The organism is Pseudomonas sp. FW305-7 (genome assembly GCF_058786735.1).
Genome location: NZ_JBYSZA010000029.1, coordinates 12,859 through 38,275 on the forward strand (window position 1 = coordinate 12,859; position 25,417 = coordinate 38,275).

General features: G+C 59.8%; 25 protein-coding genes and 1 tRNA gene. 18 read left to right on the plus strand and 8 right to left on the minus strand.

Translation table 11 applies throughout. From position 1 onward, the window contains the following. Positions 1-18 precede the first annotated feature (18 nt). Genes phrB through AC3WMT_RS25680 form a run of 8 tightly spaced genes read left to right on the plus strand, consistent with a single transcriptional unit; the run spans position 19 to position 6,797 of the window. On the plus strand, positions 19-1,464 hold the full coding sequence (phrB, locus tag AC3WMT_RS25645) for a deoxyribodipyrimidine photo-lyase (RefSeq protein ID WP_177431447.1): 1,446 nt from the start codon (positions 19-21) through the stop codon (positions 1,462-1,464). Then, positions 1,457-1,879: a nuclear transport factor 2 family protein gene (locus AC3WMT_RS25650; RefSeq protein WP_103306086.1), complete on the plus strand. Its 423-nt coding sequence runs from the start codon at positions 1,457-1,459 to the stop codon at positions 1,877-1,879. The genes phrB and AC3WMT_RS25650 overlap by 8 nt, the downstream gene beginning before the upstream one ends. Then, complete coding sequence (locus AC3WMT_RS25655) at positions 1,876-2,658, plus strand: SDR family NAD(P)-dependent oxidoreductase (RefSeq protein WP_103306085.1); 783 nt, start codon at positions 1,876-1,878, stop codon at positions 2,656-2,658. Before AC3WMT_RS25650 ends, AC3WMT_RS25655 begins: the two co-directional genes overlap by 4 nt. After that, a complete protein-coding gene (locus AC3WMT_RS25660; protein WP_103306084.1) occupies positions 2,655-3,902 on the plus strand; it encodes an NAD(P)/FAD-dependent oxidoreductase in 1,248 nt (415 codons plus the stop codon). The genes AC3WMT_RS25655 and AC3WMT_RS25660 overlap by 4 nt, the downstream gene beginning before the upstream one ends. Next, positions 3,899-4,702, plus strand: coding sequence for a DUF1365 domain-containing protein (locus AC3WMT_RS25665; protein WP_103306083.1), 804 nt, complete (start codon positions 3,899-3,901; stop codon positions 4,700-4,702). The genes AC3WMT_RS25660 and AC3WMT_RS25665 overlap by 4 nt, the downstream gene beginning before the upstream one ends. Next, positions 4,689-5,954 carry an SAM-dependent methyltransferase gene (locus AC3WMT_RS25670; RefSeq protein ID WP_103306082.1) on the plus strand — a complete coding sequence of 422 codons (1,266 nt, stop codon included), beginning with the start codon at positions 4,689-4,691 and terminating at the stop codon, positions 5,952-5,954. The genes AC3WMT_RS25665 and AC3WMT_RS25670 overlap by 14 nt, the downstream gene beginning before the upstream one ends. Beyond that, the gene (locus AC3WMT_RS25675) at positions 5,947-6,438 is read left to right on the plus strand and encodes a DUF2878 domain-containing protein (protein WP_103306081.1); all 492 of its coding nucleotides are present in this window, start codon (positions 5,947-5,949) and stop codon (positions 6,436-6,438) included. Before AC3WMT_RS25670 ends, AC3WMT_RS25675 begins: the two co-directional genes overlap by 8 nt. Before the next feature lie 53 nt (positions 6,439-6,491). Beyond that, complete coding sequence (locus AC3WMT_RS25680) at positions 6,492-6,797, plus strand: YkgJ family cysteine cluster protein (protein WP_103306080.1); 306 nt, start codon at positions 6,492-6,494, stop codon at positions 6,795-6,797. 129 nt (positions 6,798-6,926) lie between these two features. Here the strand turns inward: AC3WMT_RS25680 and AC3WMT_RS25685 are convergent, their stop codons facing one another. From AC3WMT_RS25685 to hemA, 6 genes are all read right to left on the minus strand, one after another. Beyond that, positions 6,927-7,445 (minus strand): acyloxyacyl hydrolase, encoded by a 519-nt coding sequence (locus AC3WMT_RS25685; protein WP_103306079.1) that lies wholly within the window; start codon positions 7,443-7,445, stop codon positions 6,927-6,929. Between the two features lie 112 nt (positions 7,446-7,557). Next, on the minus strand, positions 7,558-8,349 hold the full coding sequence (murI, locus tag AC3WMT_RS25690; protein WP_103306078.1) for a glutamate racemase: 792 nt from the start codon (positions 8,347-8,349) through the stop codon (positions 7,558-7,560). Then, complete coding sequence (locus AC3WMT_RS25695) at positions 8,342-9,097, minus strand: molybdopterin-synthase adenylyltransferase MoeB (protein WP_103306077.1); 756 nt, start codon at positions 9,095-9,097, stop codon at positions 8,342-8,344. Before AC3WMT_RS25695 ends, murI begins: the two co-directional genes overlap by 8 nt. Next, positions 9,091-9,921 carry a peptide chain release factor N(5)-glutamine methyltransferase gene (gene prmC, locus AC3WMT_RS25700; RefSeq protein WP_103306076.1) on the minus strand — a complete coding sequence of 277 codons (831 nt, stop codon included), beginning with the start codon at positions 9,919-9,921 and terminating at the stop codon, positions 9,091-9,093. The genes AC3WMT_RS25695 and prmC overlap by 7 nt, the downstream gene beginning before the upstream one ends. Next, positions 9,922-11,004 (minus strand): peptide chain release factor 1, encoded by a 1,083-nt coding sequence (prfA, locus tag AC3WMT_RS25705; RefSeq protein ID WP_103306075.1) that lies wholly within the window; start codon positions 11,002-11,004, stop codon positions 9,922-9,924. Continuing rightward, entirely contained in the window at positions 11,001-12,287 is a 1,287-nt protein-coding gene (gene hemA / locus AC3WMT_RS25710; RefSeq protein ID WP_103306074.1) for a glutamyl-tRNA reductase, read from the minus strand. Before hemA ends, prfA begins: the two co-directional genes overlap by 4 nt. A gap of 182 nt (positions 12,288-12,469) precedes the next feature. Here hemA and AC3WMT_RS25715 point away from each other — a divergent pair, with 182 nt between their 5' ends. From AC3WMT_RS25715 to ychF, 8 genes are all read left to right on the plus strand, one after another. Then, entirely contained in the window at positions 12,470-14,194 is a 1,725-nt protein-coding gene (locus tag AC3WMT_RS25715) for a tetratricopeptide repeat protein (protein WP_103306073.1), read from the plus strand. Between the two features lie 3 nt (positions 14,195-14,197). Further along, entirely contained in the window at positions 14,198-14,815 is a 618-nt protein-coding gene (lolB, locus tag AC3WMT_RS25720) for a lipoprotein insertase outer membrane protein LolB (protein ID WP_103306072.1), read from the plus strand. Between the two features lie 3 nt (positions 14,816-14,818). After that, positions 14,819-15,670, plus strand: coding sequence for a 4-(cytidine 5'-diphospho)-2-C-methyl-D-erythritol kinase (ispE, locus tag AC3WMT_RS25725; protein WP_103306071.1), 852 nt, complete (start codon positions 14,819-14,821; stop codon positions 15,668-15,670). Between the two features lie 36 nt (positions 15,671-15,706). Continuing rightward, positions 15,707-15,781, plus strand: a tRNA-Gln gene (locus AC3WMT_RS25730). 45 nt (positions 15,782-15,826) lie between these two features. Next, positions 15,827-16,768: a ribose-phosphate pyrophosphokinase gene (locus tag AC3WMT_RS25735; RefSeq protein WP_003171603.1), complete on the plus strand. Its 942-nt coding sequence runs from the start codon at positions 15,827-15,829 to the stop codon at positions 16,766-16,768. A 141-nt stretch (positions 16,769-16,909) separates the two neighbouring features. Beyond that, the gene (locus tag AC3WMT_RS25740) at positions 16,910-17,509 is read left to right on the plus strand and encodes a 50S ribosomal protein L25/general stress protein Ctc (RefSeq protein WP_103306070.1); all 600 of its coding nucleotides are present in this window, start codon (positions 16,910-16,912) and stop codon (positions 17,507-17,509) included. A gap of 166 nt (positions 17,510-17,675) precedes the next feature. Then, entirely contained in the window at positions 17,676-18,260 is a 585-nt protein-coding gene (gene pth / locus AC3WMT_RS25745) for an aminoacyl-tRNA hydrolase (RefSeq protein ID WP_103306069.1), read from the plus strand. Positions 18,261-18,282: 22 nt separating this feature from the next. Continuing rightward, the gene (gene ychF, locus AC3WMT_RS25750; RefSeq protein ID WP_103306068.1) at positions 18,283-19,383 is read left to right on the plus strand and encodes a redox-regulated ATPase YchF; all 1,101 of its coding nucleotides are present in this window, start codon (positions 18,283-18,285) and stop codon (positions 19,381-19,383) included. A 182-nt stretch (positions 19,384-19,565) separates the two neighbouring features. On the opposite strand, the gene AC3WMT_RS25755 is transcribed toward ychF, so the two are convergent. Then, on the minus strand, positions 19,566-20,783 hold the full coding sequence (locus AC3WMT_RS25755) for an MFS transporter (RefSeq protein ID WP_103306067.1): 1,218 nt from the start codon (positions 20,781-20,783) through the stop codon (positions 19,566-19,568). A 333-nt stretch (positions 20,784-21,116) separates the two neighbouring features. Between AC3WMT_RS25755 and AC3WMT_RS25760 the strand changes: the two genes are divergently transcribed. Continuing rightward, a complete protein-coding gene (locus tag AC3WMT_RS25760; protein ID WP_103306066.1) occupies positions 21,117-23,174 on the plus strand; it encodes a methyl-accepting chemotaxis protein in 2,058 nt (685 codons plus the stop codon). Here the strand turns inward: AC3WMT_RS25760 and AC3WMT_RS25765 are convergent. Further along, positions 23,167-24,069: a LysR substrate-binding domain-containing protein gene (locus tag AC3WMT_RS25765; protein WP_103306065.1), complete on the minus strand. Its 903-nt coding sequence runs from the start codon at positions 24,067-24,069 to the stop codon at positions 23,167-23,169. The two genes, AC3WMT_RS25760 and AC3WMT_RS25765, sit on opposite strands and share 8 nt — an antisense overlap. 227 nt (positions 24,070-24,296) lie before the next feature. Here AC3WMT_RS25765 and AC3WMT_RS25770 point away from each other — a divergent pair, with 227 nt between their 5' ends. Continuing rightward, positions 24,297-25,415 carry an ABC transporter ATP-binding protein gene (locus AC3WMT_RS25770; RefSeq protein ID WP_103306064.1) on the plus strand — a complete coding sequence of 373 codons (1,119 nt, stop codon included), beginning with the start codon at positions 24,297-24,299 and terminating at the stop codon, positions 25,413-25,415. The last annotated feature ends 2 nt before the right edge of the window (positions 25,416-25,417 follow it).

Consider the following 25,417-nt stretch of genomic DNA (forward strand, 5'->3'; position numbering starts at 1 on the left):
GACGCGACGACTACCGATATGCAATTGATCTGGCTGCGCAGCGACTTGCGCCAACACGACAACACCGCACTCGCGGCCGCCACAGCGCGCGGCCCGACGGTTGCTGTGTATCTGTTGAGCCCAGAGCAATGGCTTGAACATGACGACGCCGCCTGCAAGGTCGATTTCTGGCTGCGCAACCTGACAGAGCTGAGCAACGGTCTCGCTCAACTGAACATTCCGTTGCTGATTCGTACGGCGGCGCATTGGGATCAGGCGCCGGCAGAGCTGCTCAAACTTTGTCGGCAACTGAATATCGAGGCGGTGCATGTCAACGAAGAATACGGCGTCCACGAAACGCGTCGCGATGCCGCGGTGGCCGAGGTATTGCGTGCCGAGGGCATCGAATTTCACAGCTACCTCGACCAACTGCTGTTCAAGCCCGGCACCGTGCTGACCAAGACCGGCACGTACTTTCAGGTGTTCAGCCAGTTCCGCAAAGTCTGCTACGAACGCCTGCACCGTTCGATGCCGGCGCTGGTGAAAACTCCCGGCAAACAATCGCCACTGAACATCGACAGCGACCCGATTCCTGCGGCGGTCAAAGGCTTTGCTACCCCGAGTGAGTCGCTGCGCGACTTGTGGCCGGCGGGCGAGCAGGAAGCCCGGCGGCGTCTCGACACCTTCGCCGACGCTCAGATCGACTACTACAAAAATGAACGCGACTTCCCGGCCAAACCCGGCACCAGTCAGCTTTCGGCCTATCTCGCAGCGGGTGTGATCTCGCCGCGCCAATGCCTGCACGCTGCCCTGCAAAGCAATCAGGGGGAATTCGAAAGCGGCAAGGTCGGTGCGGTCACGTGGATTAACGAACTGCTCTGGCGCGAATTCTATAAACACATTCTGGTCGGCTATCCACGGGTCTCACGCCACCGCGCGTTCCGCCCGGAAACCGAAGCGCTGGCCTGGCGTGACGCGCCGGACGATCTGCTGGCGTGGCAAGAGGCGCGCACCGGCCTGCCGATCATTGATGCGGCGATGCGCCAATTGCTCGAAACCGGCTGGATGCACAATCGTCTGCGCATGGTCGTGGCGATGTTCCTGACCAAGAACCTGCTGATCGATTGGCGTGAAGGCGAACGCTTTTTCATGCGGCATCTGATCGATGGGGATCTGGCGGCGAACAACGGCGGCTGGCAATGGAGCTCGTCGACCGGCACCGATTCGGCGCCGTACTTCCGCATTTTCAACCCGTTGAGCCAGTCGGAAAAATTCGACAGCGAAGGCCTGTTCATCAAGCACTGGCTGCCGGAATTGGCCGACCTCGACAAAAAGCAGGTGCACAACCCGGCCAGCGCCGGCGGCTTGTTTGGCGTCGCGGATTATCCGCCCCCGATCGTCAACCTCAGCGCCTCGCGGGAACGCGCGCTAACCGCCTTCAAGAACCTGCCTTCGCGTACGTCTATCGGAGAGGCCGATGAGTGATTTCCTGCGCAACTTCGCCCGGCAATTTTCAGCGTTGAACAAAGACAATCTGCAACGCCTGGGCGAGTTGTACAGCGACGACATTCATTTCACCGACCCGCTGCACGAAGTTCAGGGGCTGGCGCAACTGCGCGACTACTTCACTGAGTTGTACGCCAACGTCAGTGAGCTGCGCTTCGATTTTCACGGTTTTGACCAGATCAGCGAGGGTGAAGGTTATCTGCGTTGGGTCATGAGTTACCGCCATCCGCGTCTGGCCAGTGGCAGGGAGATTCGTGTCGCAGGCTGCTCGCACCTGCTGTGGCGCGACAAGGTTTATCGCCATCGGGATTATTTCGATGCCGGGGCGTTGCTGTATGAACATTTACCCGTATTGGGCCGAGTGATCGCCTGGCTGAAAAGGAGAATGGGATGAGTCGTACAACTCCACGGCGTTATTGGCTGACCGGTGCCAGCAGTGGCATCGGTGCGGCTCTGGCTGAAGAGATTCTGAAAACCGGCGCGCACCTGGCCGTCAGTTCCCGCCAGGTCGCTGCGCTCAAAGTGCTCTCGCAGCGTTATCCCGGGCAAGTGCTGGTGGTGCCGGGGGATTTGACCAACAGCCAGACCGTGCGCGAAATCGGCCAGCAGATTGCCGAGGATTGGGGCTCGCTGGACTCGGTGATCCTCAATGCCGGCACCTGTGAATATGTCGATGCCCGGCAATTCGATTCCTCCATCGTCGAACATGTGGTGCGCACCAATCTGCTCGCCAGCAGCTACTGCATCGAAGCCGCCCTGCCGCTGCTGCGCAAAGGCACGGCGCCGCATCTGGTCGGCATGGCCAGTTCGGTGACTTACCTGCCGCTGCCCCGGGCCGAAGCCTACGGAGCATCGAAGGCCGGGCTGCGTTATCTGTTCGAATCGCTGCGCATTGATCTGGCCGATGAGGGCATTGAAGTCACCGTGATCAGCCCGGGCTTTGTCGAAACACCGCTGACCGCCAAGAATGATTTTCCGATGCCGTTGAGCTGGCCTGTGGATAAAGCCGCGCGGCACATCTTCGCCAAACTCAAGGACCGTCCGCTGGAGATCGCTTTTCCGGCGCTGTTCATGGCGGCGCTGTGGCCGTTGTCGAAACTGCCCGCCCGTGTGCAATTGATGATCGGCAAACGCATGGTGCGCAAACCACCGCCACTGCGGGATCCAGCATGAAAATAGCCATCGTCGGTAGCGGAATCGCCGGGCTGACCTGCGCCTACCTGCTCAATCGCCGGCATGACGTCACGGTGTTCGAGGCCAGCGACTGGGTCGGTGGCCACACGCACACCGTGCAAGTCACAGTCGAGGATCGCCAATACGCGGTGGACACCGGTTTTATCGTGTTCAACGACTGGACCTACCCGAACTTCATTCGCCTGCTGGGCCAGATCGGCGTGCGCTTCAAGCCGACCGAAATGAGCTTTTCGGTGAGCGATCCGGACACTGGCCTTGAGTACAACGGCAACAACCTCAACAGCCTGTTCGCCCAGCGCCGCAACCTGCTGTCGCCGGGCTTCTGGGGCATGCTGCGGGACATCCTGCGCTTTAATAAAGAAGCCCAGCGCGACCTCGCCGAACTGCGCATCGCCGCTGACATGACCCTCGACGATTACCTCAAGGCCGGCGGCTATGGCGAGCGCTTCATCCTGCATTACATCGTGCCGATGGGGGCGGCGATCTGGTCGATGCCGATGGCCGAGATGCTCAATTTTCCACTGCAGTTCTTTCTGCGTTTCTTCAAGAATCATGGTTTGCTGTCAGTCAGTGATCGCCCGCAATGGCAGGTCATCGAAGGTGGCTCCAGCGCCTACATCGCGCCGCTGACGGCAACGTTCAAGGACAAGATTCGCCTGAACTGCCCGGTGACTCGCGTTGATCGCGACGAACACGGCGTGGTTATCCACAGCCCGGCAGGCATCGAGCATTTCGACAAAGTGGTGTTCGCCTGTCACAGCGATCAAGCCCTGCAACTGCTCGCCAGCCCGAGCGACGCCGAACAGGCGATCCTCGGCGCCCTGCCCTACGCCGACAACGAAGTGGTGTTGCACACCGATACGCGCCTGCTGCCTAGACGCAAACTGGCGTGGGCGAGCTGGAATTTTCGTCTGAACGGCGCGGGCCATACGCATGCAGCCGTGACCTATGACATGAACATCCTGCAAGGGATCGAGAGCGACACCACGTTCTGCGTCAGCCTCAATCAGAGCGCCGGCATCAGCCCGTTCAAAGTGCTCGCCAAATACACCTACGCCCATCCGCAATTCAGCCTTGCCGCCGTCGCTGCGCAGAACCGCTGGAGCGAACTGGACGGCGTGCACAACACGCATTATTGCGGCGCCTACTGGGCCAACGGTTTTCATGAAGACGGCGTGGTCAGCGCATTGCGCGTGGCGGCGGCGTTCGGGGAAACCTTATGAACAGCGCCCTGTACAGCGGCTGGATCGGCCATCGGCGTTTCGCGCCGCGCCGGCATGAGTTTCGCTACCGGATCGGTTTGCTCTACCTCGATCTGACAGAACAGGACGCGGTCCTCGGCCTGTCGCCATTGGCCAGCCGCAGCCGTTTTGCGCCGTTTTCATTTCGCGAGAGCGACTACCTCAAAGCCTTTACCGGCACCGGCATGCGCCTGATCGACGCGGTGCGCCAGCAGGTCGGCATCGCCATCGGTCATGAACCACAAGGCGCGGTGTGCCTGCTGACGCAACCGCGCAGTTGGGGCCTGGCGTTCAATCCGGTGAGTTTCTTTTATTGCCATGAAGCCGATGGGCAACTGGCGGCGATTGTCTGCGAAGTCACCAACACGCCGTGGCGCGAGCGCTACCACTACGTGCTGCCGGCGGGTCGGCATGAACACCATCAACATTTCGCGGTGGCGAAGGCGTTTCACGTATCGCCATTTTTGCCACGCGATCTTGAATACCGCATGAGCTTCAGCCCCGCCGCGCAAAACCTCGGCGTGCACATGGCCGACTGGCAGGGCGAAGAGAAGCTGTTCGACGCGACCCTCAATCTGCAACGCGAAACGCTCGACCGTCATAGCCTGCATCGTTACTTGCGACGCTTTCCGTGGATGACCGCGAAAACCGCTTTGGCGATCTATTGGCAAGCCATGCGACTGCTGGTCAAACGCGCACCGATCTTTGCTCATCAGGCTGCCGATGGCAGCTTTCAAACCGCTAAAGCGCCTCCCAGGGAGCACCGCCATGAAATCCTCTAGCCTTTCGGCCAGCCTGTTCAGCACCAACGGCCTGACAGGATCGCTGCTGCGTCGCGGTGTGTTGCGGCAAATGGCTCAGCTCAAACACGGCCAGTTGCTGGTGGTCGAGGACGGTGAGCAGATGCTGTTCGGCACCAAGGGCAGCCCTTTGCTGGGCGAGATCCATGTACTCGATCCGGCAGCCTGGGGCATGGTCGCCAGCAATGGCTCGATCGGCGCCGGCGAAGCATTTATCCACGGTTACTGGAGTTCGCCGGACCTGACCGCCGTGGTGCGGGTGTTCGTCAGCAACCTCGACGTGCTCGATGCGATGGAGGGCGGGCTGGCCCGTCTCGGCCGGCCGCTGGTGCAAGGCTTGCACTGGCTCAACCGCAACACCCGCAAGGGTTCGCAGAAAAACATCGCCGCGCACTACGACCTTGGCAACGATCTGTTCGAGCAGTTTCTCGACCCGACCATGATGTATTCCGCCGCGCAGTTCCTCACCCCCGAGGACAGCCTGGAACAGGCGCAACTGAACAAGTTGGAGCGGATCTGCCAGAAGCTTGCGCTCAAGCCCGAGGATCACCTGCTGGAAATCGGCACCGGCTGGGGCAGCATGGCACTTTATGCCGCGCAGCATTACGGCTGCCGCGTGACCACCACCACGCTGTCGAAAGAGCAGTACGCCTTCACCGCCCGGCGCATCGAACAATTGGGCTTGCAGGATCAGGTGACGCTGCTGCTCAAGGACTACCGCGACCTTACCGGCGAGTACGACAAACTGGTGTCGATCGAGATGATCGAAGCGGTCGGCCACCGCTTCCTGCCGACCTACTTCAAACAATGCGCACACCTGCTCAAGAGCAACGGCCTGATGCTGATCCAGGCGATCACCATTCGCGAGCAGCGCTATGAACAGGCCAAGCGCGGCGTCGATTTCATCCAGCGCTACATCTTCCCCGGCGGGGCCCTGCCCTGCGTGCAGAAGATGCTCGAAATCGTCAGCCGTGACACCGATATGAACCTGCTGCACATGGAAGATTTCGGTTTGCATTACGCCAAGACCTTGCGCCTGTGGCACGAGAATTTTCGGCGCGCTCACGGTCGCTTGAGCGAGCTGGGCTATGACGATTATTTCCTGCGGCTGTGGGAGTTTTACCTGTGCTACTGCGAGGGTGGCTTCCTCGAGCGCACCATCGGCACGGCGCAATTGCTGCTGGCCAAACCGGCGGCGATGCCGGCGCCGCTGCTCGGACGCTTCGATGCTTGAGCGGATCGCCAATGCCGTGTTGTTCCAGATCGGCTGGCTGACCTGCGTGCTCGGCGGCAACAGTTTGTGGCTGCTAGTGGCATTGGCGGTGCTGGTGATCCATCTGCGCTGGATCAGCAGTTGGGCAGCCGAGGGCCGCTTGATACTGAGTGTGGTGATTGTCGGCACTGCCGTGGACAGCGCTTTGCGTGGCCTCGGCGTGTTCGACTTTCAGGATCCATCGCCGTTGATTCCGCTGTGGCTGATGTTGCTGTGGGCGTTGCTCGCCACCACCTTGCGCCATTGTCTGGCGTGGAGCGCCCGGCCATGGTGGCTGGCCAGCGTGCTCGGTGCCGGCGGCGGCGCCTTGTCTTATTGCGGTGGCGGACACTTGGCCGGGGTGCAATTTCCCTACGGCGAGTTACCCAGCCTGATCGGCATCGGCTTGCTCTGGGCGCTGCTGTTTCCGCTGCTCCACCTGATGGCTCGACGCCTGGGCCAGTGAGCGTCTGTCAGAGCATTCACACACGCGGCAAGCACTGCCTTACACTGCCGGCCATGAAAACCATCCCCCACCTCCAGATCGCCGAACCGGCGGTCACCTGTTCGACGTGCGCAGCCTGCTGCTGCCAGCTCGAAGTGATGCTGATCACCGACACGGGCGTGCCTGATCGCTTTATCGATACCGATGAGTGGGGCGGCGAAGTGATGCTGCGTCTGGACGACGGTTGGTGTGCGGCGCTGGATCGCGACACGATGATGTGCACGATTTACGAGAAACGTCCGCTGATCTGCCGCGAGTTCGAGATGGGTGCGCCGGAGTGCATCGAAGAGCGCCAGGGCATCGCCACGGCGTACCGCTGATCCCAAGCACACCCTAAAACAAATGTAGGAGTGAGCCTGCTCGCGATTGCGGTGTGTCAGCCAACATTTGTTTGACTGACACTCCGCAATCGCGAGCAGGCGAAGGCCTACAGGGGTTATGCGTACTGCTTACAACGGCATCGTGTAATGCAGCGCGTAGCTTTCTACCCCGTCGTTGTCGCTGGAAAGGCCCGCGTTGGAATAGTGCGTCGCACGAATCCCGACTTCATGCCCGCCATTGAAGCGCAGACCAAAACCGAGACGGTCTTCGAACTGGAAGGAACCGCCAAGATTGTTCGACTCATATTTGGTGTTGGAGAACGCCGCGACACCAATCCCCGCCTCGACATACGGTTTCATCGACTGGCCGGCAAATTCGTAAACGAATACCGGCGAGAACGACAGGCTGTTGTTGCTGGAGGTCTTGTCACCTTCCCAGTAGGTGTAGGCGCCACTCCAGTAACCGGTCAGGCGACCGACGTCGCTTTGCAGCCAGCTCTTGTCCCAGTCGAAATTCATTCCCAGGCGATAGGTCATGGTCGAATCGCTGGTAGCACCGACGGCGAATTCAACGCCGGCGGCTTGTGCGGTAATACTTTGCCCCATCAGTGCGGCCGCAATCGCGGCCAAACAGAATAGTCGCTTCACTTTGAAACTTCCCTTTCCGGAACGATCGTTTGGTTTTCCAGGTAACTCATCGCTATAGAAGTCAGCGCTTGATCAGAAGTTCAGCTGATTTTTCGGTTATTTCACATTTTTTTTACAAACTGAAGTTTTGCACGTCGCCCACGGTCTGCCCCAACAGCGGCAGGGTTTTGCGGAAGTGCTGCGGGTCACCACTGGTCCAGAATCTGACCGCTTGGTCGGGCCCCTCAGCGAGCAAGTCGCGTTCGGCCAAAAGACGTTGAAGTTGCCGCGCCACGGCGGCGCCGGTATCGATCAGGCTGATGGTCTGGGGGACCATCGACTTGAGCATCGGCTTGAGGAAGGGATAGTGCGTGCAGCCGAGAATAATAGTGTCACACCCGTTGGCCAACAGCGGATCGACATAGCTTTGCAGCAACTGGCGCAGCTCGGCACTGCGCAGATCGCCGCTCTCGATCAACTCGACCAGACCCGGGCACGGCTGAGTGACCACCCGCACATCGGTGGCAAAGCGGTCGAGCAAAGCGGCGAACTTGGCACTCTGCAAAGTACCGGTAGTGGCGAGTACGCCGACCACGCCGCTGCGCGTTGCAGCAGCCGCCGGTTTGACCGCCGGCTCCATGCCAACGATCGGCCAGTCGGGAAAATCACGGCGCAGATCGGCCGCAGCGGCGACGGTGGCGGTATTGCAGGCAACCACCAATGCCTTGGCGCCCTGCTCGCGGAAAAAACGCGCCATCACGCCGCAGCGTTGGCGAATGAATTCCGGGGTTTTCTCGCCGTAAGGAATGTGCCCGCAATCGGCGAAATACAGCAGCGATTCATTGGGCAGCAAGCGCTGGATTTCCGCCAATACCGACAAGCCGCCGACACCGGAATCGAACACCGCGATCGGTGCCTCACGCATGTCGCGATCCGCAAACGCTGCAACCCGGATCACGCTTGACCCGCAACTCGCGGAATCGCGAACCCAGAGCATCGATCAACAACAAGCGGCCCACCAGTGGTTCACCGAAGCCGACCAACACTTTCAACGCCTCAAGCGCCTGCAGACTGCCGACCAGGCCAACCAGCGGCCCGACCACACCTGCTTCGCTGCAGGTCAGTTCGGCTTCGCTGCCGTGCCCGTACAAACAGTGGTAGCACGGGCTCTCGGGGCGACGCGGATCGAACACCGAGAGTTGCCCCTCAAGGCGAATCGCCGCGCCGCTGACCAAGGGTTTGCCTGCGGCCACGCACGCAGCGTTGACCGCTTCACGCGTGGAAAAATTATCGGAACAGTCGAGCACCAGATCCACCGCCGTCACGGCAGCGGCGAGGGAATCCTCATCCAGCGCCTGACGATGGGCGACCAGTTTGATTTCGGGATTGATCGCCCCCAGACGCTTGAGCGCCGAGTCGACCTTGCTCATGCCGACGCTGTCGGTGTCATGAATAATCTGGCGTTGCAGGTTGGTCAGATCGACCGTGTCGAAATCCGCCAGATGCAGCTCACCGACTCCGGCCGCCGCCAAGTACAGGGCCACCGGTGCACCGAGACCGCCGAGGCCGACGATCAACACACGACTGTCTTTGAGCTTCAACTGACCATCAATGTCGATGTGTTGCAGCAGAATCTGTCGGCTGTAACGCAGCAGCTCTTGATCATTCAGCACGGCAGGCGCCCCAGACTGATCCGTTGATGGCCGCCCAGATCGGTGCGGCTGTGGACTTCTTCGAAACCGCGCGTCAGCAGCAGATCACGCACGGCTTCGGCTTGATCATAGCCATGTTCGAGCATCAGCCAGCCGCCGGCCTGCAGATGCTCCGGCGCCTGGTCGACGATCAGGCGCAGATCGTCGAGCCCGTCTTCACCGGCTACCAGCGCACTGGCCGGTTCGAAGCGCACATCGCCTTCGACCAGATGCGGATCGGTCGCGGCAATGTACGGCGGGTTGCTGATGATCAGCTGGAAACGCTGACCTTCCAGCGCGCTGAACCAATGGCTGCTCAGCACGGTAGCGTTGTTCAAGTGCAGGCGTTGGCGATTGCGTTCAGCCAGGGCCACCGCTTCCAGTACGCGGTCCACGGCGGTGACTTTCCACGCCGGACGCTCGCTGGCCAGGGCCAAAGCAATCGCGCCGCTGCCGGTGCCGAGATCGAGCACTTTGGCCGGGGTCGCGGGCAGCAATTCCAACGCCGCTTCCACCAGCAGTTCAGTGTCCGGGCGCGGGATCAGCGTGTGCGGCGCGACTTCCAGATCGAGTTTCCAGAAACCTTGCTGGCCGAGAATGTAGGCCACCGGCTCGCCGCCGCGACGACGTTGCAGGTACTCGGCAAAGGTCAGCGCGGCTTCACTCGGCACGATGCGCTCGGGCCAGGTGTGGAGAAAACTGCGTGACTTGCCCAGCGCGGCGGCGAGTAGCAATTCGGCGTCCAGACGCGCAGTCGGTGAGTCCGGCAGTTCGGCGGCGCGCAACAGGCTGGCAATGATGGTCATTTATTCACCTATCGCTGCGAGTTGGTCAGCCTGATATTCGGCCAGCAACGGCTCGATCACCGCTTCAACGCCACCGGCGAGAATTTCATCCAGCGAGTACAGGGTCAGGTTGACGCGGTGGTCGGTGACCCGGCCCTGGGCAAAGTTGTAAGTGCGGATGCGCTCGGAACGGTCGCCGGAACCGACGAGCAATTTACGCTCGCTGGCGATGGCATTGGCCGCCGCTGCAGTTTGCTGATCGTTGAGCTTGGCCGACAACCAGGCCATCGCTCGGGCACGGTTCTTGTGCTGGGAACGCTCTTCCTGACACTCGACGACAGTGCCGGTCGGTATGTGCGTGATGCGGATCGCCGAGTCGGTGGTGTTGACGTGCTGACCACCGGCCCCGGAGGAACGGAACGTGTCGACGCGCAAATCCGCCGGGTTGATCTCGATGGCTTCGCGCTCGTCCGGCTCAGGCAACACTGCCACGGTGCAGGCCGAGGTGTGGATACGGCCTTGGGATTCGGTGGCGGGTACACGCTGTACACGGTGCGCGCCGGATTCGAATTTCAACTTGCCGTAAACGTTGTCGCCTTCGATGCGAGCGATGACTTCTTTATAGCCACCGTGTTCGCCTTCGTTCTCCGAGAGAATTTCCACACGCCAGCCGCGACGCTCGGCATAACGCGAGTACATGCGGAACAGGTCGCCGGAGAATATTGCCGCCTCGTCGCCGCCGGTGCCGGCGCGAATTTCGAGGAAGACGTTGCGGCCGTCGTTGGGATCCTTGGGCAGCAACATGCGTTGCAGGTCGGATTCCAGCGTGATCAGCAATTCCTTGGCTTCGCGGACTTCTTCCACGGCCATTTCGCGCATGTCCGGGTCGCTGTCCTTGAGCAGCGCCTGCGCGCCTTCAAGATCGCTTTGTACGCTGAGCAGCTTTTGATAGGCGTGTACGACCGGCTCGAGTTCGGCGTATTCCTTGGAATAGGCGCGGAACTTGGCCTGATCGGCAATGATTTCGCCATCGCCGAGCAGCGCGGTCAGTTCCTCGAAACGATCCTGGAGGGTGTCCAGCTTATTGTGCAGTGACGCTTTCATTGCGGTTTTTTATCCGAAAAGCTATCCGGTGAGCCCTCGAGGGCGAAGAGTTCCTGGGCCATGGCCAGCGCATCGAGGCGGCCTTCGGCAGAAAGCTTTTTCAATTGCACGCTGGGCGCATGCAAGAGTTTATTGGTCAAGCCACGGGCCAGTTGCCCGAGCACGTCTTCGGCGTTGCCGCCGTTGGCCAGCAGACGCAGGGCCTTTTGCAGCTCTTCGTCACGCAGACGCTCGCTCTGTTGACGATAGGCCTTGAGCACGTCGACCGCTGCCAGCTCGCGCAGACGCACCATGAAATCGTCGGCGCCAACCGAGACCATTTCTTCGGCCGCCTGAGCTGCACCCTGGCGACTCTTGAGATTTTCGGCGACCACTTCGTGGAGATCATCGACGCTATAGAGGTAAACGTCGTCCAACTCGCCGACTTCCGGTTCGATATCCCGGGGAACGGCAATGTCGACCATGAAGATCGGTTTGTGCTTGCGCAGCTTCAACGCGCTCTCGACTGCGCCTTTACCCAGAATCGGCAACTGACTGGCGGTCGAACTGATGACGATGTCGCTGCGCACCAGTTCTGCCGGGATGTCCGAGAGCAGCACCGCGTGAGCGCCGAACTGTTCAGCCAAAAGGCTGGCGCGCTCCAGCGTACGGTTGGCGACGACAATGCGCTTGACCCCCAGCTCATGCAGGTGACGGGCGACCAGGGTGATGGTCTCGCCGGCGCCGATCAGCAAGGCCTGGCTGCGTTGCAGGTCGCTGAAAATCTGCTTGGCCAGGCTGACTGCGGCAAATGCCACGGACACCGGGTTTTCGCCGATGGCGGTGTCGGTGCGTACTTGCTTGGCGGCGTTGAACGTCGCTTGAAACAGTCGCCCCAGCAACGGGCCGATGGTGCCGGCCTCGCGGGCCACGGCGTAGGCCGATTTCATCTGGCCGAGAATCTGCGGTTCGCCCAGCACTAGCGAGTCGAGCCCGGAGGCGACGCGCATCATGTGACGAACTGCCGCATCATCTTCATGCACATAAGCACTCGCGCGCAGCTCATCGAGGCTTAAATGGTGATAGTCGGCCAGCCAGCGCAGCACGATATCCGCAGAAAGCTGATCCTGTTCTATATAAAGCTCACTGCGATTGCAGGTGGAGAGGATCGCAGCTTCGCGGCTGTCGGTAATTCGGCAGAGCTGCTGCAGGGCCTCAACCAGCTGCTCAGGGGTAAAGGCCACGCGCTCGCGGACGTCTACTGAAGCAGTCTTGTGGTTAATACCAAGTGCAAGGAAGGCCATTCAAGGTCGCTGATGGTGACGTGAAGCCGGCAATTGTCCACCTTCGTCAGATTCAGAACAACTACCGCTGACTATTGTCCCAATTGTCAGCCCCTATAATGGGCACAATTGAGACTCGGTTATGTTTGGCCGAAGGCTTGTGTCATGATGATCCGACCGCAGGTTAGTCGTCCTCTTCCTATATGAATAGATCCTCCGCGTTGCTCCTTGCTTTTGTCTTCCTCAGCGGCTGCCAGGCCATGGCCCCCGTTTCGCAGGACGGTGCCTCACCGGTCGAAGACACCACGCCCGCGCCTGAAAAGCCCAAGGTTTACAGCTCGTTCAGCGAAGAAACCGTGTTCAGCCTGCTGAGCGCCGAACTCGCTGGCCAGCGCAATCGTTTCGACATTGCCCTGGACAACTACGTGACCCAGGCCATCAATACGCAGGATCCCGGCGTTTCCGAGCGCGCATTCCGTATTGCTGAATACCTCGGCGCGGATCAGCCAGCGCTGGATACTGCGCTTATCTGGGCGAAAAACGCGCCTGACGATCTCGAAGCGCAACGCGCCGCCGCCGTGCAACTGGCGCGCGCCGGTCGCTATGACGACTCGATGGTCTACATGGAGAAAGTCCTGCAAGGCAAGGGCGACACCCATTTCGACTTCCTCGCGCTGTCGGCAGCCGATACCGATCAGGAGACCCGCAACGGTCTGATGAAAAGTTTCGACCGTTTGTTGCAACGCCACCCGAAGAACAGCCAGCTGATTTTCGGCAAGGCCCTGCTCTTGCAGCAGGACGGCGACAACAAAGCGGCGCTGACCCTGCTTGAAGACAATCCACCGGAAGACGGCGAAATCGCCCCGATTCTGCTGCGCGCACGCCTGCTGCAAACCATGAATCGTGGTGACGAAGCACTGCCGCTGCTGCGCAAAAGCATCAAGAAGTACCCGGACGACAAGCGTCTGCGCCTGACCTACGCACGCACGCTGGTCGAACAGGACCGGATGGACGACGCCAAGGCCGAGTTCTCCAGCCTCGTTCAGCAATACCCGGAAGACGACGAACTGCGCTACTCGCTGGCGCTGGTATGCCTGGAAGCCAAGGCCTGGGATGAGGCCAAAGGCTATCTGGAAGACCTGATCGCCCGGGAAAGCCACGTTGATTCGGCGCACCTGAACCTCGGGCGCATCGCCGAAGAACGCAACGACCCGCAAGGCGCATTGATCGAATACGCCCAGGTTGGCCCGGGTAATGATTATCTGCCGGCGCAATTGCGTCAGGCCGATATCCTGATGAACAACGGCAAAACCGCCGAAGCACAAAGCAAACTGGCGGCCGAGCGCGACGCACAACCCGATTACGCGATCCAGTTGTACCTGATCGAATCGGAAACCCTGTCGGCCAATAAACAGGACGACAAGGCCTGGAAAACCTTGCAGCAAGCCTTGCTGCAATACCCGGACGATCTGAATCTGCTCTACACCCGCGCCATGCTCGCGGAAAAACGCAATGACCTGGGGCAGATGGAAAAAGACCTGCGCCTGATCATCAAGCGTGACCCGGACAACGCCATGGCGCTGAACGCTCTGGGCTACACCCTTTCCGATCGCACGACTCGTTACGCTGAAGCCAAAGCGCTGATCGAGCAGGCACACCAGATCAATCCGGAAGACCCGGCGGTACTCGACAGCCTCGGCTGGGTGAATTTCCGCATGGGCAATCTGGACGACGCCGAGAAATACCTGCGCCAGGCGCTGGAGCGTTTCCCTGACCACGAAGTCGCCGCGCATCTGGGCGAAGTACTGTGGGTCAAGGGCAACCAGCGCGAAGCCAAGCAAGTCTGGGGCAAATTCCTCAAGGATCAGCCCGACAGCACCATTCTGCGCAGCACCATCAAGCGCCTGACCGGATCCGAGACCCTTTAACTCATGTTTTTGCGACACGTTATTGTTTTCAGCTTCATCGCCCTGCTCGCTGGCTGCTCGGGTTTTGGTACTCGCGAATCGGTCGAGGGCCACGGCAGTCCCGCTCAATGGGCCGCGAACAAACAACAACTGACCGGCCTCGACGGCTGGCAGATTGACGGCAAGATCGGCATCCGCGCACCGAAAGATTCCGGTAGCGGCACGTTGTTCTGGCTGCAACGTCAGGATTACTACGACATCCGCCTGTCCGGCCCGTTGGGTCGCGGCGCGGCACGTCTGACCGGGCGTCCGGGCAAGGTGGCGCTGGAAGTCGCCAACCAGGGTCGCTACGAATCGCAATCGCCGGAAGCTTTGCTTGAAGAGCAACTGGGCTGGAAATTGCCGGTGTCGAATCTGGCCTGGTGGGTCCGTGGCCTGCCTGCACCAGACAGTAAAAGCCGCCTGAATCTGGACGCCGACAGCCGTCTGGCCAGCCTTGAACAGGATGGCTGGAAAGTCGAATACACCGCTTACACCGAACAAAACGGCTACTGGTTGCCTGAACGGATCAAGCTGCACGGCACCGACCTCGACGTAACGCTGGTGATCAAAACCTGGCAACCGCGCAAGTTGGGGCAATAACGCATGACTGCTGCACGCCTGACCCTGCCCTCGCCGGCCAAACTCAATCTGATGCTGCACATTCTTGGTCGCCGTGAAGACGGTTACCACGAGTTGCAGACACTGTTTCAGTTTGTCGATTACGGCGATGAAATCACGTTTGCCGTGCGCGATGACGGCGTGATTCAACTGCACACTGAATTCGCAGGCGTTCCCCACGACAGCAACCTGATCGTGCGCGCAGCAAAAATGCTCCAGGCACAATCTGGCTGTGCGCTCGGCATCGACATCTGGATCGACAAGGTGCTGCCCATGGGCGGCGGCATTGGTGGCGGCAGTTCGAACGCGGCAACCACTTTGCTCGGGCTCAATCATTTGTGGCAGTTGGGGTGGGATGAGGATCGCCTGGCCGGACTGGGCCTGACGCTTGGTGCTGATGTGCCGGTTTTCGTCCGTGGCCACGCGGCGTTTGCCGAGGGCGTGGGCGAAAAACTCACCCCTGTCGATCCCGAAGAACCTTGGTATCTGGTACTCGTGCCGCAAGTCTCTGTAAGTACGGCAGAAATTTTTTCCGATCCTTTGTTGACACGTAACACGCCGCCCATTAAAGTGCGCCCCGTTCCCGAGGGAAACAGTCGAAATGACTGCTTGCCGGTGGTTGCAAGGCGTTATCCGGAAGTACGTAACGCATTGGATTTGTTAGGTAAATTTACCGAAGCAAAGCTCACCGGAACTGGAAGTTGTGTGTTTGGGGGCTTCCCAAGCAAAGCTGAAGCTGATAAAGTCTCGGCCCTTCTGACAGAGACCCTTACAGGGTTTGTAGCAAAAGGAAGCAACGTTTCGATGTTGCATCGCAAGCTGCAAAGTCTGCTCTAAAGGAACCAAGTGCTCGGCACTTGATGCAACAGATACAGGGGCGTCGCCAAGCGGTAAGGCAGCAGGTTTTGATCCTGCCATGCGTTGGTTCGAATCCAGCCGCCCCTGCCATTTTCTATACTCATCCAGGTTACCCTCAGCCTCTAGGTACTGCGCGTGTCCAAGATGATGGTCTTTACGGGGAACGCTAACCCCGATCTGGCTCGGCGTGTTGTACGTCAGCTGCATATCCCTCTCGGTGACATCTCTGTCGGTAAATTTTCCGACGGCGAAATTACTGCCGAGATCAATGAAAACGTTCGCGGTAAAGACGTTTTCATTATTCAGCCGACTTGCGCCCCGACCAACGATAACCTGATGGAACTGGTAGTGATGGCTGATGCCTTCCGCCGCTCCTCGGCTACTCGTATCACTGCTGTTATTCCTTATTTTGGTTATGCCCGTCAGGATCGCCGTCCGCGTTCCGCACGTGTGGCTATCAGCGCGAAAGTCGTTGCTGACATGCTTACCGTAGTCGGCATCGACCGTGTTCTCACGGTTGATCTGCATGCTGACCAGATTCAGGGTTTCTTCGATATTCCGGTAGATAACATCTACGGCTCCCCGGTTCTGGTGGATGACATTGAAGATCAGCGCTTCGAAAACCTGATGATCGTGTCCCCGGACATTGGTGGCGTCGTGCGTGCACGTGCTGTTGCCAAGTCGCTGGGCGTGGACCTCGGGATCATCGACAAACGCCGTGAGAAAGCCAATCACTCTGAAGTGATGCATATCATCGGTGATGTCGAAGGGCGTACCTGCATTCTGGTCGATGACATGGTCGATACCGCCGGCACTCTGTGCCACGCGGCCAAGGCCTTGAAAGAGCATGGCGCAGCCAAGGTCTTTGCCTACTGCACACACCCTGTGCTGTCGGGTCGGGCCATCGAGAATATCGAAAATTCCGTGCTGGACGAGCTGGTGGTGACTAACACCATCCCGCTGTCCGCTGCAGCACAAGCCTGTGCACGTATCCGTCAACTGGATATCGCACCGGTTGTTGCCGAAGCGGTTCGCCGCATCAGCAATGAAGAATCGATCAGCGCGATGTTCCGTTAAGGGCCCTGCCCTTCTCGAAATGTCTCGTTGACGAAAAGCGCCCCGCCCCGGCATTCCTGTCGGGGCGGGGCTTTTTTGCCCATACCGTGTTCGGCGCTGGTCGCAAACGCCACTCGGTCATGGCTATTTTGGAGATACAAAATGAACGATTTTACTCTGAATGCTGAAGTGCGTTCCGACCTGGGGAAAGGTGCGAGCCGCCGCCTGCGTCGTCTCGCCGCTCTGGTTCCAGCTGTTGTTTACGGTGGCGACAAAGCCCCTGAATCCATCAGCATGCTGGCCAAAGAAGTTGCCAAACTGCTCGAAAACGATGCTGCTTACAGCCACGTTATCGAACTGAACGTTGGCGGCACCAAGCAGAACGTCATCATCAAAGCTCTGCAACGTCACCCATCTAAAGGCCACGTGCTGCACGCTGACTTCGTACGCGTTGTAGCCGGTCAGAAACTGACCGCTATCGTGCCAGTTCACTTCGTCGGTGAAGAAGCTCCGATCAAGAAAGGCGGCGAAATCTCGCACGTCCTGAACGAAATCGAAGTGACCTGCCTGCCGAAAGATCTGCCTGAGTTCATCGAAGTCGACCTGTCGGCTCTGGAAATCGGCGCGATCGTTCACCTGTCCGACCTCAAAGCCCCTAAAGGCGTTGAGTTCGTTGCACTGGCTCACGGCGACGACAAAGCTGTTGCAAACGTACACGCTCCACGCGTTGCTCCAGAAGCTGAAGAAGGCGCTGCAGAGTAATTCACTCTGTATTGCCGGAGCTTGAGGAAACATCGCGGACCGAAACGTAGCGAGAAAGCGGGCGAGAACGCGGCGTTTACTCTTGAGTAAATGAAGTTTTTCGTCCACTTTCGCCGCACTCACTGACGGCGATGTTATCCACAACTCCAAAGGAAGGGCCCCTATCGTGACTGCCATAAAACTGATCGTTGGCCTGGGAAATCCAGGCGCCGAATACGACCAGACCCGGCATAACGCAGGGGCCCTTTTTGTTGAGCGCATCGCAGCTGCACAAGATGTAAACCTTGTCGCCGATCGCAAATATTTCGGCCTGACCGGGCGCTACTCGCATCAAGGTCAGGATGTTCGTCTGCTGATTCCCACCACCTACATGAACCGCAGCGGCCAGGCCGTGGCGGCACTCGCCGGATTCTTCCGCATCAAGCCTGAAGAAATCCTGGTGGCGCATGACGAACTCGATCTGCCTCCGGGCGTCGCCAAGCTCAAGCAGGGCGGCGGCCATGGCGGTCACAACGGGTTGCGCGACATCATTGCGCAACTGGGCAATCAGAATACGTTCTACCGTCTGCGGCTTGGCATCGGCCACCCGGGCGTCGCCAGTATGGTTTCAAATTTCGTCCTGGGTCGTGCGCCACGCGCCGAACAGGAAAAACTCGATGCCAGCATCGACTTTGCCCTCGGCGTGCTGCCGGATATCCTCGCCGGTGAATGGAACCGCGCGATGAAAAACCTGCACAGCCAGAAGGCCTGACTCTTATCCGAGGGGAAACACCATGGGATTCAATTGCGGCATCGTCGGCCTGCCTAACGTCGGCAAGTCCACCCTGTTCAACGCCCTGACCAAATCCGGTATCGCGGCCGAGAACTTCCCCTTCTGCACCATCGAGCCGAACAGCGGCATCGTGCCGATGCCGGACCCGCGTCTGGAAGCCTTGGCGGCCATCGTCAATCCGAAGCGCATCCTGCCGACCACCATGGAATTCGTCGACATCGCGGGCCTCGTTGCCGGCGCCTCGAAAGGTGAAGGCCTGGGCAACAAGTTCCTCGCGAATATCCGTGAGACCGACGCCATCGCTCACGTGGTGCGCTGCTTCGAAGACGACAACGTGATCCACGTTTCCAACAGCGTCGACCCGAAACGCGACATCGAAATCATCGACCTGGAACTGATCTTCGCCGACCTCGACAGCTGCGAGAAGCAACTGCAGAAAGTCGCGCGTAACGCCAAGGGCGGTGACAAGGACGCAGTCGTTCAGAAAGCCCTGCTTGAGCAACTGATCGCGCACTTCACCGAAGCCAAGCCTGCACGCAGCCTGATGAAGAACATGAGCGCTGACGAAAAAGCAGTGATCAAGGGCTTCCACCTGCTGACCACCAAACCGGTCATGTACATCGCCAACGTCGCTGAAGACGGTTTCGAGAACAACCCGCACCTGGACGTGGTCAAGGCTATCGCCGAAGAAGAAGGCGCCATGGTCGTTCCGGTGTGCAACAAGATCGAAGCGGAAATCGCCGAGCTGGATGACGGCGAAGAGAAGGACATGTTCCTCGAGGCCCTGGGCCTGGAAGAGCCTGGTCTGAACCGCGTGATCCGCGCCGGCTACGAAATGCTACACCTGCAGACCTACTTCACCGCCGGTGTCGAAGAAGTCCGCGCCTGGACCGTCAAAGTCGGTGCCACCGCACCTCAGGCTGCTGGCGTGATCCACACCGACTTCGAGAAAGGCTTCATCCGCGCCGAAGTGATCGCCTACAACGACTTCATCCAGTACAAGGGCGAAGCCGGTACCAAAGAAGCCGGTAAATGGCGTCTGGAAGGCAAGGACTACATCGTCAAAGACGGCGACGTGATGCACTTCCGTTTCAACGTGTAAGCGTTACGCCCAAGAAAAAGCCGCGTTTGATACGCGGCTTTTTTGTGCCTGAAATTTATGGCCCAACACATTTCCCTGTAGGAGTGAGCCTGCTCGCGATTGCGTTCTATCAGCTACAGATGTGCTGACTGACACACCGCTATCGCGAGCAGGCTCACTCCTACAGTTTTAATTGTGTGAGGTCAGGCCTTTTTGGTGCGCGGCAAGAAGATCGCCAACACGCCAAACAACGGCAGGAACGAGCAGAGGAAATACACATACTCAATCCCATGCACATCCGCCAGATGCCCGAGCAACGCCGCACCAATCCCGCCAAACCCGAACATCAAACCGAAGAACACCCCGGCAATCATCCCGACATTGCCCGGCACCAACTCCTGCGCATACACCACAATCGCCGAGAACGCCGAGGCCAGAATGAAGCCGATCACCACGCTGAGGACGCTGGTCCAGAACAGATCGACGTGGGGCATCAGCAAGGTAAATGGCGCCACACCAAGGATCGAGAACCAGATCACCGCCTTACGCCCGATCTTGTCGCCGATCGGCCCGCCGAAGAACGTCCCCGCCGCCACCGCACCGAGAAACAGGAACAGGTGCAACTGCGAACTGGCCACCGACAGGTCGAACTTCTCGATCAGGTAAAAGGTGAAATAGCTCGTGAGGCTGGCCATGTAGAAATACTTGGAGAACACCAACAGCCCCAGCACCACCAACGCACTGGTCACCCTGCCCTTCGACAAACCATGAGTCGCTGCCTGGCCGGCCTTGAGCTTGAACAGGTTGAGGTGATGGGCGTACCAGCGACTGATGCGGTACAGCACGAACAGCGAAAACACCGCGAACAAGCCAAACCACGCCACATTGCCCTGACCGAACGGAATGATGATCGCCGCCGCCAGCAAAGGGCCAAACGCGGAGCCGGCGTTACCGCCGACCTGGAACGTCGATTGCGCCAGACCAAAGCGTCCGCCCGAAGCCAGGCGCGCAATCCGCGAGGCCTCGGGGTGAAAGGTCGAGGAGCCGATACCGATCAGCGCCGCCGCCAGCAGAATCATTGGAAAGCTGCCGACCACCGACATCATCACGATGCCAATCAGCGTGCAAATCGAGCCTACCGGCAACAGCCACGGTTTCGGATGCCGGTCAGTGTGATAACCGACCCACGGCTGCAACAGCGACGCGGTCAGTTGAAAGGTCAAGGTGATCAGGCCGACTTGAGTAAAGCTCAGATCGTATTTGGCCTTGAGCATCGGGTAGATCGACGGCAACACCGACTGAATCAGGTCATTGATCAAATGCGCCAGCGCTACGGCGCCGATGATACGCATCACCAGTGGGCTGCTTTGCGGAGCAGCGGGCGCCGAGGCAGCGGCGGTCTGAACGTTGCTGGTAGACATGGAAGTTTCCGGACAACAGATGGGTGCACGCAGGCAGGTGCGCCAATGTGCCATTTTTCGGTGCGCCAGCGCCATCCCCTTAGCCAGCTAACTAACTGACTGATCGTCGACTGCAAAGTGATAGCGCAACGCCATGGTCTGAATCTTGCCTTGCTTCATCCCTTGAACGCGGGCGCCTTACAAAGGCAACCGACAATGGGAAGTTTCGCTACAGAGCCGGCCTACAGAGCGGGCGAGAGTGAACTTTCGAGGCCTTTTAGCAGGGCACAACATCAACGTCGAACGACCGCGATGCACGCCGATGGTGCGTGGTGTCCAGAGGAGTCATGGGGCATGCAGGCTTTCCTTTCACCGGGGATCAAATTGCTGGGGCGGTTTGGTTTCGCGCGTAAATTCCAGCTGTTGTTTCTGCTGTTTATCCTGCCATTGGCCGGCAGCCTGTTGATGATCGGCCAGGACTATCGTGACAAGCTCAGTCTGATATCCGGCGAACGTGCCGGCGTGCGGCAGTTGCTCGCCCTCGATGCGCTGGACAACCTGCTCGCCGCGCAACGCGACCGCGCCGCCCGCTGGCGTGCCACGGAAACCAATCGTCAGCCGACACCGGCCACGCTCGCCGCCATGGGTGCGTTCGACGCGGTACAACCGGCAGTGCTGCAAGCCACCACGGACTTGGGCAACGCGTTGAAACACGAAGGTGCCGAAGGCGAAACCCTGGCCCGCTATCAGGCGCTGCAAAGCGCACTCAACGGCCTGGACTCGAAAAGCCTCAGCGCTGTCGGTTGGTGGCCGGATGGCTACGACCGCTTCACCAACGCCCTCAGCGCCCTGCAAGCGTTGCGCGAGCAGATCGTCATGGACAATCGCCTGACCCTCGCACCATGGCTGGAAACCTATCTGCTGACGCAGATTTCCACGCAACACGCGCCGGACCTGATCGAACGCGTCGGCCGACTCGCCGCCGTAGGGCAAGCCTCGGTCGTCTCCGGCCAATTCACCTTGCAAAGCCGTTTGCAATTGCGCGACCTGCGCAGCCGTATCGGCGATGCCCGCGAGCAACTGGTCAAAACCGCCACGCTGCTCGAAGCGCGCCTGCCGAAAGACCAGCAATCCTGGGCCAGCCAATACCACGACAGCCTGAAACACCTCGACAGCGGTTTGAAGGTCCTTGATGACGGCGTGTTCGGCGGCAGCATCAATCTCAAACCGGAAGACTTCGAACGCAGCCTCGACGCCCTGCTGGCTGACCTCGCCTCACTGCGCCAGCAATCGCTGGTATCACTGGATCAGCGACTCGACGCCTACCACAACTCGGCGATCCGCCAGTTCATCCTCGTCGCGGCAATCTTCGGCTGCCTGTTGCTGGCAGCGCTGTACTTGTTCATCTGCCTGCAAGCCTCGATCCGCCGCAGCGCCAGCGGCATTACCGTGCTTGCCGAAGCCTTGCGTGACGGCAATCTGAGCCTGCAAGTGCCGGTGGTGGGTCGCGACGAATTGGCGGCGATCAGCAACGCGCTCAACGTTGCCGTGGTGCAACTGCGCACAAGCATGCTTGGCGTCGATCACGAGACCTCGCAACTGAGCAACGCGGTGCGCAGCCTTAACGAACACTCCAGCGGCGCTCTCGGCGAAGTTGAAGCGCAACAGTTGCAGATCAGCCAGATCGCCGCTGCCGCCACGCAATTGGCCGCCACCTCGCAAGGCGTGGCGCAAAGCTGCGAACAGGCGTCCGGCAGCGCTCAGCACACTCGGCGTATCGCCGCTGACAGCAGCCGCGACAGCCAGCGCACCACGGCGAGTATTCAGCAACTCAACCAACGCTTGAACGACACCGCAGCCGCACTAGGCCGGGTCAGCGAGCAAGGCCAGCAGATTCAACTGGTGGTCGACACCATTCGCGGTGTCGCCGAACAGACCAACCTGCTCGCGCTCAACGCAGCGATTGAAGCGGCACGCGCCGGTGAGCAGGGTCGCGGCTTTGCTGTGGTGGCTGATGAGGTGCGCAGTCTGTCGCAGCGCACGCAATCGTCCACTGCGCAGATCGCCGGCACCGTCGACAGCTTGCGCGCCACGGTCAACGAAGCGGTGAGTTTGATGGAAGCCGCGTGCGGTCAGGCGCAAACCGATGCCGAGTCGGTCACCGGCCTCGGTGAGCGTTTGGGCGAAATCGCCAGCGCGGTGCAAAGCGTCACCGACACCCTCGCGCAGATCGCCACGGCGGTTGAAGAACAGGCGAGCACTGCTGATGAAGTCAGCGGCAATATCCAGCAGGTCGATCAAGCCGCTGTGCGTTTGCTCGAAGGCGCACGTGCGGTAAACCTTGCAGCGGACACGCTGAGCCAGGGCAGCAAGGCACTGAGTGACAACACCGCGCGCTTCCGCCTCAATTGATCACGGCCTCGGGGAAATCCGTTTCCAGTTCGGCCTTGAGCCATTGAATAAACCACGCCACGTCCGCCGAGAGTTCGGCGGACGGCGTGAGTACCCGATAGCTTTCCAGCTTCACCTGAGCGTCTACCGCGCGCACCAGTTTGCCGCTGGCGAGTTCATGGCGCACCAGCACCTCGTTGGCCAGCGCGATGCCTTGCCCGCTCTCGGCGACTGATAGCGCGTGGTCATTGTTGACGTAGAGCATGTCGGAATTGAGATGGATATCGAGGTCGTGGGCGGCGAACCACAGGTTCCACCATTCGCCGTCATCGACGTGGATCAGTTCGTGTCTGACCAGATCGGCCGGGCTGTTGATGGGGGCGATGCTGGCCAGATACGCCGGGGTGCAGATCGGAAAAACTCGCGGACAAATCAGCGCTTCCCGTGAGTCGGCGTACTGCCCGTCGAGGCCATAGACGATGCCGAGATCCGCGCTTTTGCCATCCACTTCGGTGAAGGTCGAATTCGGCTCGATCGCCAGTTTCAATCCCGGGCGCAGATGGCGCAGCGCTTCGATGCGTGGCATCAACCAGCGCTTGGCAAACCCCGGTACCACCATGATCCGCAACCAGCGCTCGGCGTCTTTCGGCCGGGCTTCCTTGCCGGCCTCGATGATCAACTGCAACGCCGCGCTGATCTTGCGGTGGTACTTCTCCCCCGCCGGCGTCAGGTTGACCCCGCGCGAGGTGCGCTCGAACAGTTGAATGCCCAACCAGTCCTCAAGCAATTTCACATGCCGGCCAATCGCAGGCTGGGTCACGTGCAGGGCTTTCGAGGCTTCGACATAGCTGCCCAACCGGGCTGCCGCATCAAAGGCACGCACCGCGTTGAGCGGTGGCAAACGGTGGTCGGGCATGATTCCTGGCACCTTGGGCTGTTAAATTAACTAACACCTGCCATGTTTAAATTGAAGTGTCGCGCCGCGCAACCCCTGGCTGATAATCGAGCCACAGCAGAACAAAAAAACAGCTGGTTTCACACCCGAACGCAATCTCGATCCTGCCCAAAAAAATAATATCCATGGCCCGACGGCGGCGCTTTTTCATAGCGAGTCGCAGGCGATGGGGGAATCGGAGGTAACGCATGAATGCCCTGCATTCGCTGCAAACGCTGGCGGTCTCGATCCGCTCAGTGCGCAAGGTTTACGGTGATCCGCACACAGGTCCGGTGGCGCTGAAAAGCATCGACCTGGACATCCGCGACAACGAATTCTTCACCCTTCTCGGCCCGTCCGGCTGCGGCAAGACCACGCTGCTGCGGATGATCGCCGGTTTCGAATTTCCCACAGAAGGCGAGATCCTGCTCTACGGCGAAAACATCGCTGATCGCCCGCCGTTCCAGCGCCCGGTCAACACGGTGTTTCAGCATTACGCGCTGTTCCCGCACATGACCATCGCCGAGAACCTCGCTTTCGGCCTGGAATCGCACCCGATGGGCAAAGTCCTCACCAAAGCGCAGATCGCCGAGCGCGTCCGCGAGATGTTGGCGCTGGTGCAGATGGAGCGTTTCGCCAATCGAAAACCGGCACAGCTGTCCGGCGGCCAGCAACAACGTGTCGCCCTCGCCCGCGCCTTGGCGCCGCATCCGAAAGTGTTGCTGCTCGATGAACCGCTCTCCGCGCTCGATCTCAAGCTGCGTCAGGCCATGCGCGAAGAGTTGAAAACCATTCAGGCCAAGACCGGCATCACCTTCATCTTCGTCACCCACGACCAGGAAGAAGCGCTGACCATGTCCGATCGCATCGCCGTGTTGTCCGAAGGCGAAGTGCAGCAGGTCGGGCGGCCGGAGGACATCTACGAACGGCCGCGCAATCGCTTCGTCGCCGACTTCATTGGCGAAACCAATTTCATCGAAGGCACCGTCACTCGCGTGGAAGACGGTCAGGCGTGGTTCGCCGGGCCGGCGGGTCATCCATTGCCCGCTCAACCATGCAGCGATGTACAGGTCGGCGCCAACGTCACCTTGTCGGTACGCCCCGAGCGCCTGCATCTGGTAGCGGCAACCACCGAGGCCGCATTGCCGTGCCGGATCGAGGCGCAGATCTACCTCGGCACCGACCTGCAATATCAGGTCAGCCTCAGCGACGGTTCGCGCCTCACCGTGCGTACGCCCAATTGCGTCGACCAGAGCCTGCGCTTTGCCGTCGGTTCTCAGGCCGGTCTGTTGTTCGACCGGGGAAGCGCCAGCGTCCTGCACGATTGAGC

Excerpts from the sequence above, each read along its gene's own strand:
- phrB (WP_177431447.1), top strand. The coding sequence starts at position 19 with ATGCAATTGATCTGGCTGCGCAGCGACTTGCGCCAACACGACAACACC.
- AC3WMT_RS25650 (WP_103306086.1), top strand. The coding sequence starts at position 1,457 with ATGAGTGATTTCCTGCGCAACTTCGCCCGGCAATTTTCAGCGTTGAAC.
- AC3WMT_RS25655 (WP_103306085.1), top strand. The coding sequence starts at position 1,876 with ATGAGTCGTACAACTCCACGGCGTTATTGGCTGACCGGTGCCAGCAGT.
- AC3WMT_RS25660 (WP_103306084.1), top strand. The coding sequence starts at position 2,655 with ATGAAAATAGCCATCGTCGGTAGCGGAATCGCCGGGCTGACCTGCGCC.
- AC3WMT_RS25665 (WP_103306083.1), top strand. The coding sequence starts at position 3,899 with ATGAACAGCGCCCTGTACAGCGGCTGGATCGGCCATCGGCGTTTCGCG.
- AC3WMT_RS25670 (WP_103306082.1), top strand. The coding sequence starts at position 4,689 with ATGAAATCCTCTAGCCTTTCGGCCAGCCTGTTCAGCACCAACGGCCTG.
- AC3WMT_RS25675 (WP_103306081.1), top strand. The coding sequence starts at position 5,947 with ATGCTTGAGCGGATCGCCAATGCCGTGTTGTTCCAGATCGGCTGGCTG.
- AC3WMT_RS25680 (WP_103306080.1), top strand. The coding sequence starts at position 6,492 with ATGAAAACCATCCCCCACCTCCAGATCGCCGAACCGGCGGTCACCTGT.
- murI (WP_103306078.1), bottom strand. The coding sequence starts at position 8,349 with ATGCGTGAGGCACCGATCGCGGTGTTCGATTCCGGTGTCGGCGGCTTG.
- prmC (WP_103306076.1), bottom strand. The coding sequence starts at position 9,921 with ATGACCATCATTGCCAGCCTGTTGCGCGCCGCCGAACTGCCGGACTCA.
- prfA (WP_103306075.1), bottom strand. The coding sequence starts at position 11,004 with ATGAAAGCGTCACTGCACAATAAGCTGGACACCCTCCAGGATCGTTTC.
- hemA (WP_103306074.1), bottom strand. The coding sequence starts at position 12,287 with ATGGCCTTCCTTGCACTTGGTATTAACCACAAGACTGCTTCAGTAGAC.
- AC3WMT_RS25715 (WP_103306073.1), top strand. The coding sequence starts at position 12,470 with ATGAATAGATCCTCCGCGTTGCTCCTTGCTTTTGTCTTCCTCAGCGGC.
- lolB (WP_103306072.1), top strand. The coding sequence starts at position 14,198 with ATGTTTTTGCGACACGTTATTGTTTTCAGCTTCATCGCCCTGCTCGCT.
- ispE (WP_103306071.1), top strand. The coding sequence starts at position 14,819 with ATGACTGCTGCACGCCTGACCCTGCCCTCGCCGGCCAAACTCAATCTG.
- AC3WMT_RS25740 (WP_103306070.1), top strand. The coding sequence starts at position 16,910 with ATGAACGATTTTACTCTGAATGCTGAAGTGCGTTCCGACCTGGGGAAA.
- ychF (WP_103306068.1), top strand. The coding sequence starts at position 18,283 with ATGGGATTCAATTGCGGCATCGTCGGCCTGCCTAACGTCGGCAAGTCC.
- AC3WMT_RS25755 (WP_103306067.1), bottom strand. The coding sequence starts at position 20,783 with ATGTCTACCAGCAACGTTCAGACCGCCGCTGCCTCGGCGCCCGCTGCT.
- AC3WMT_RS25760 (WP_103306066.1), top strand. The coding sequence starts at position 21,117 with ATGCAGGCTTTCCTTTCACCGGGGATCAAATTGCTGGGGCGGTTTGGT.
- AC3WMT_RS25765 (WP_103306065.1), bottom strand. The coding sequence starts at position 24,069 with ATGCCCGACCACCGTTTGCCACCGCTCAACGCGGTGCGTGCCTTTGAT.
- AC3WMT_RS25770 (WP_103306064.1), top strand. The coding sequence starts at position 24,297 with ATGAATGCCCTGCATTCGCTGCAAACGCTGGCGGTCTCGATCCGCTCA.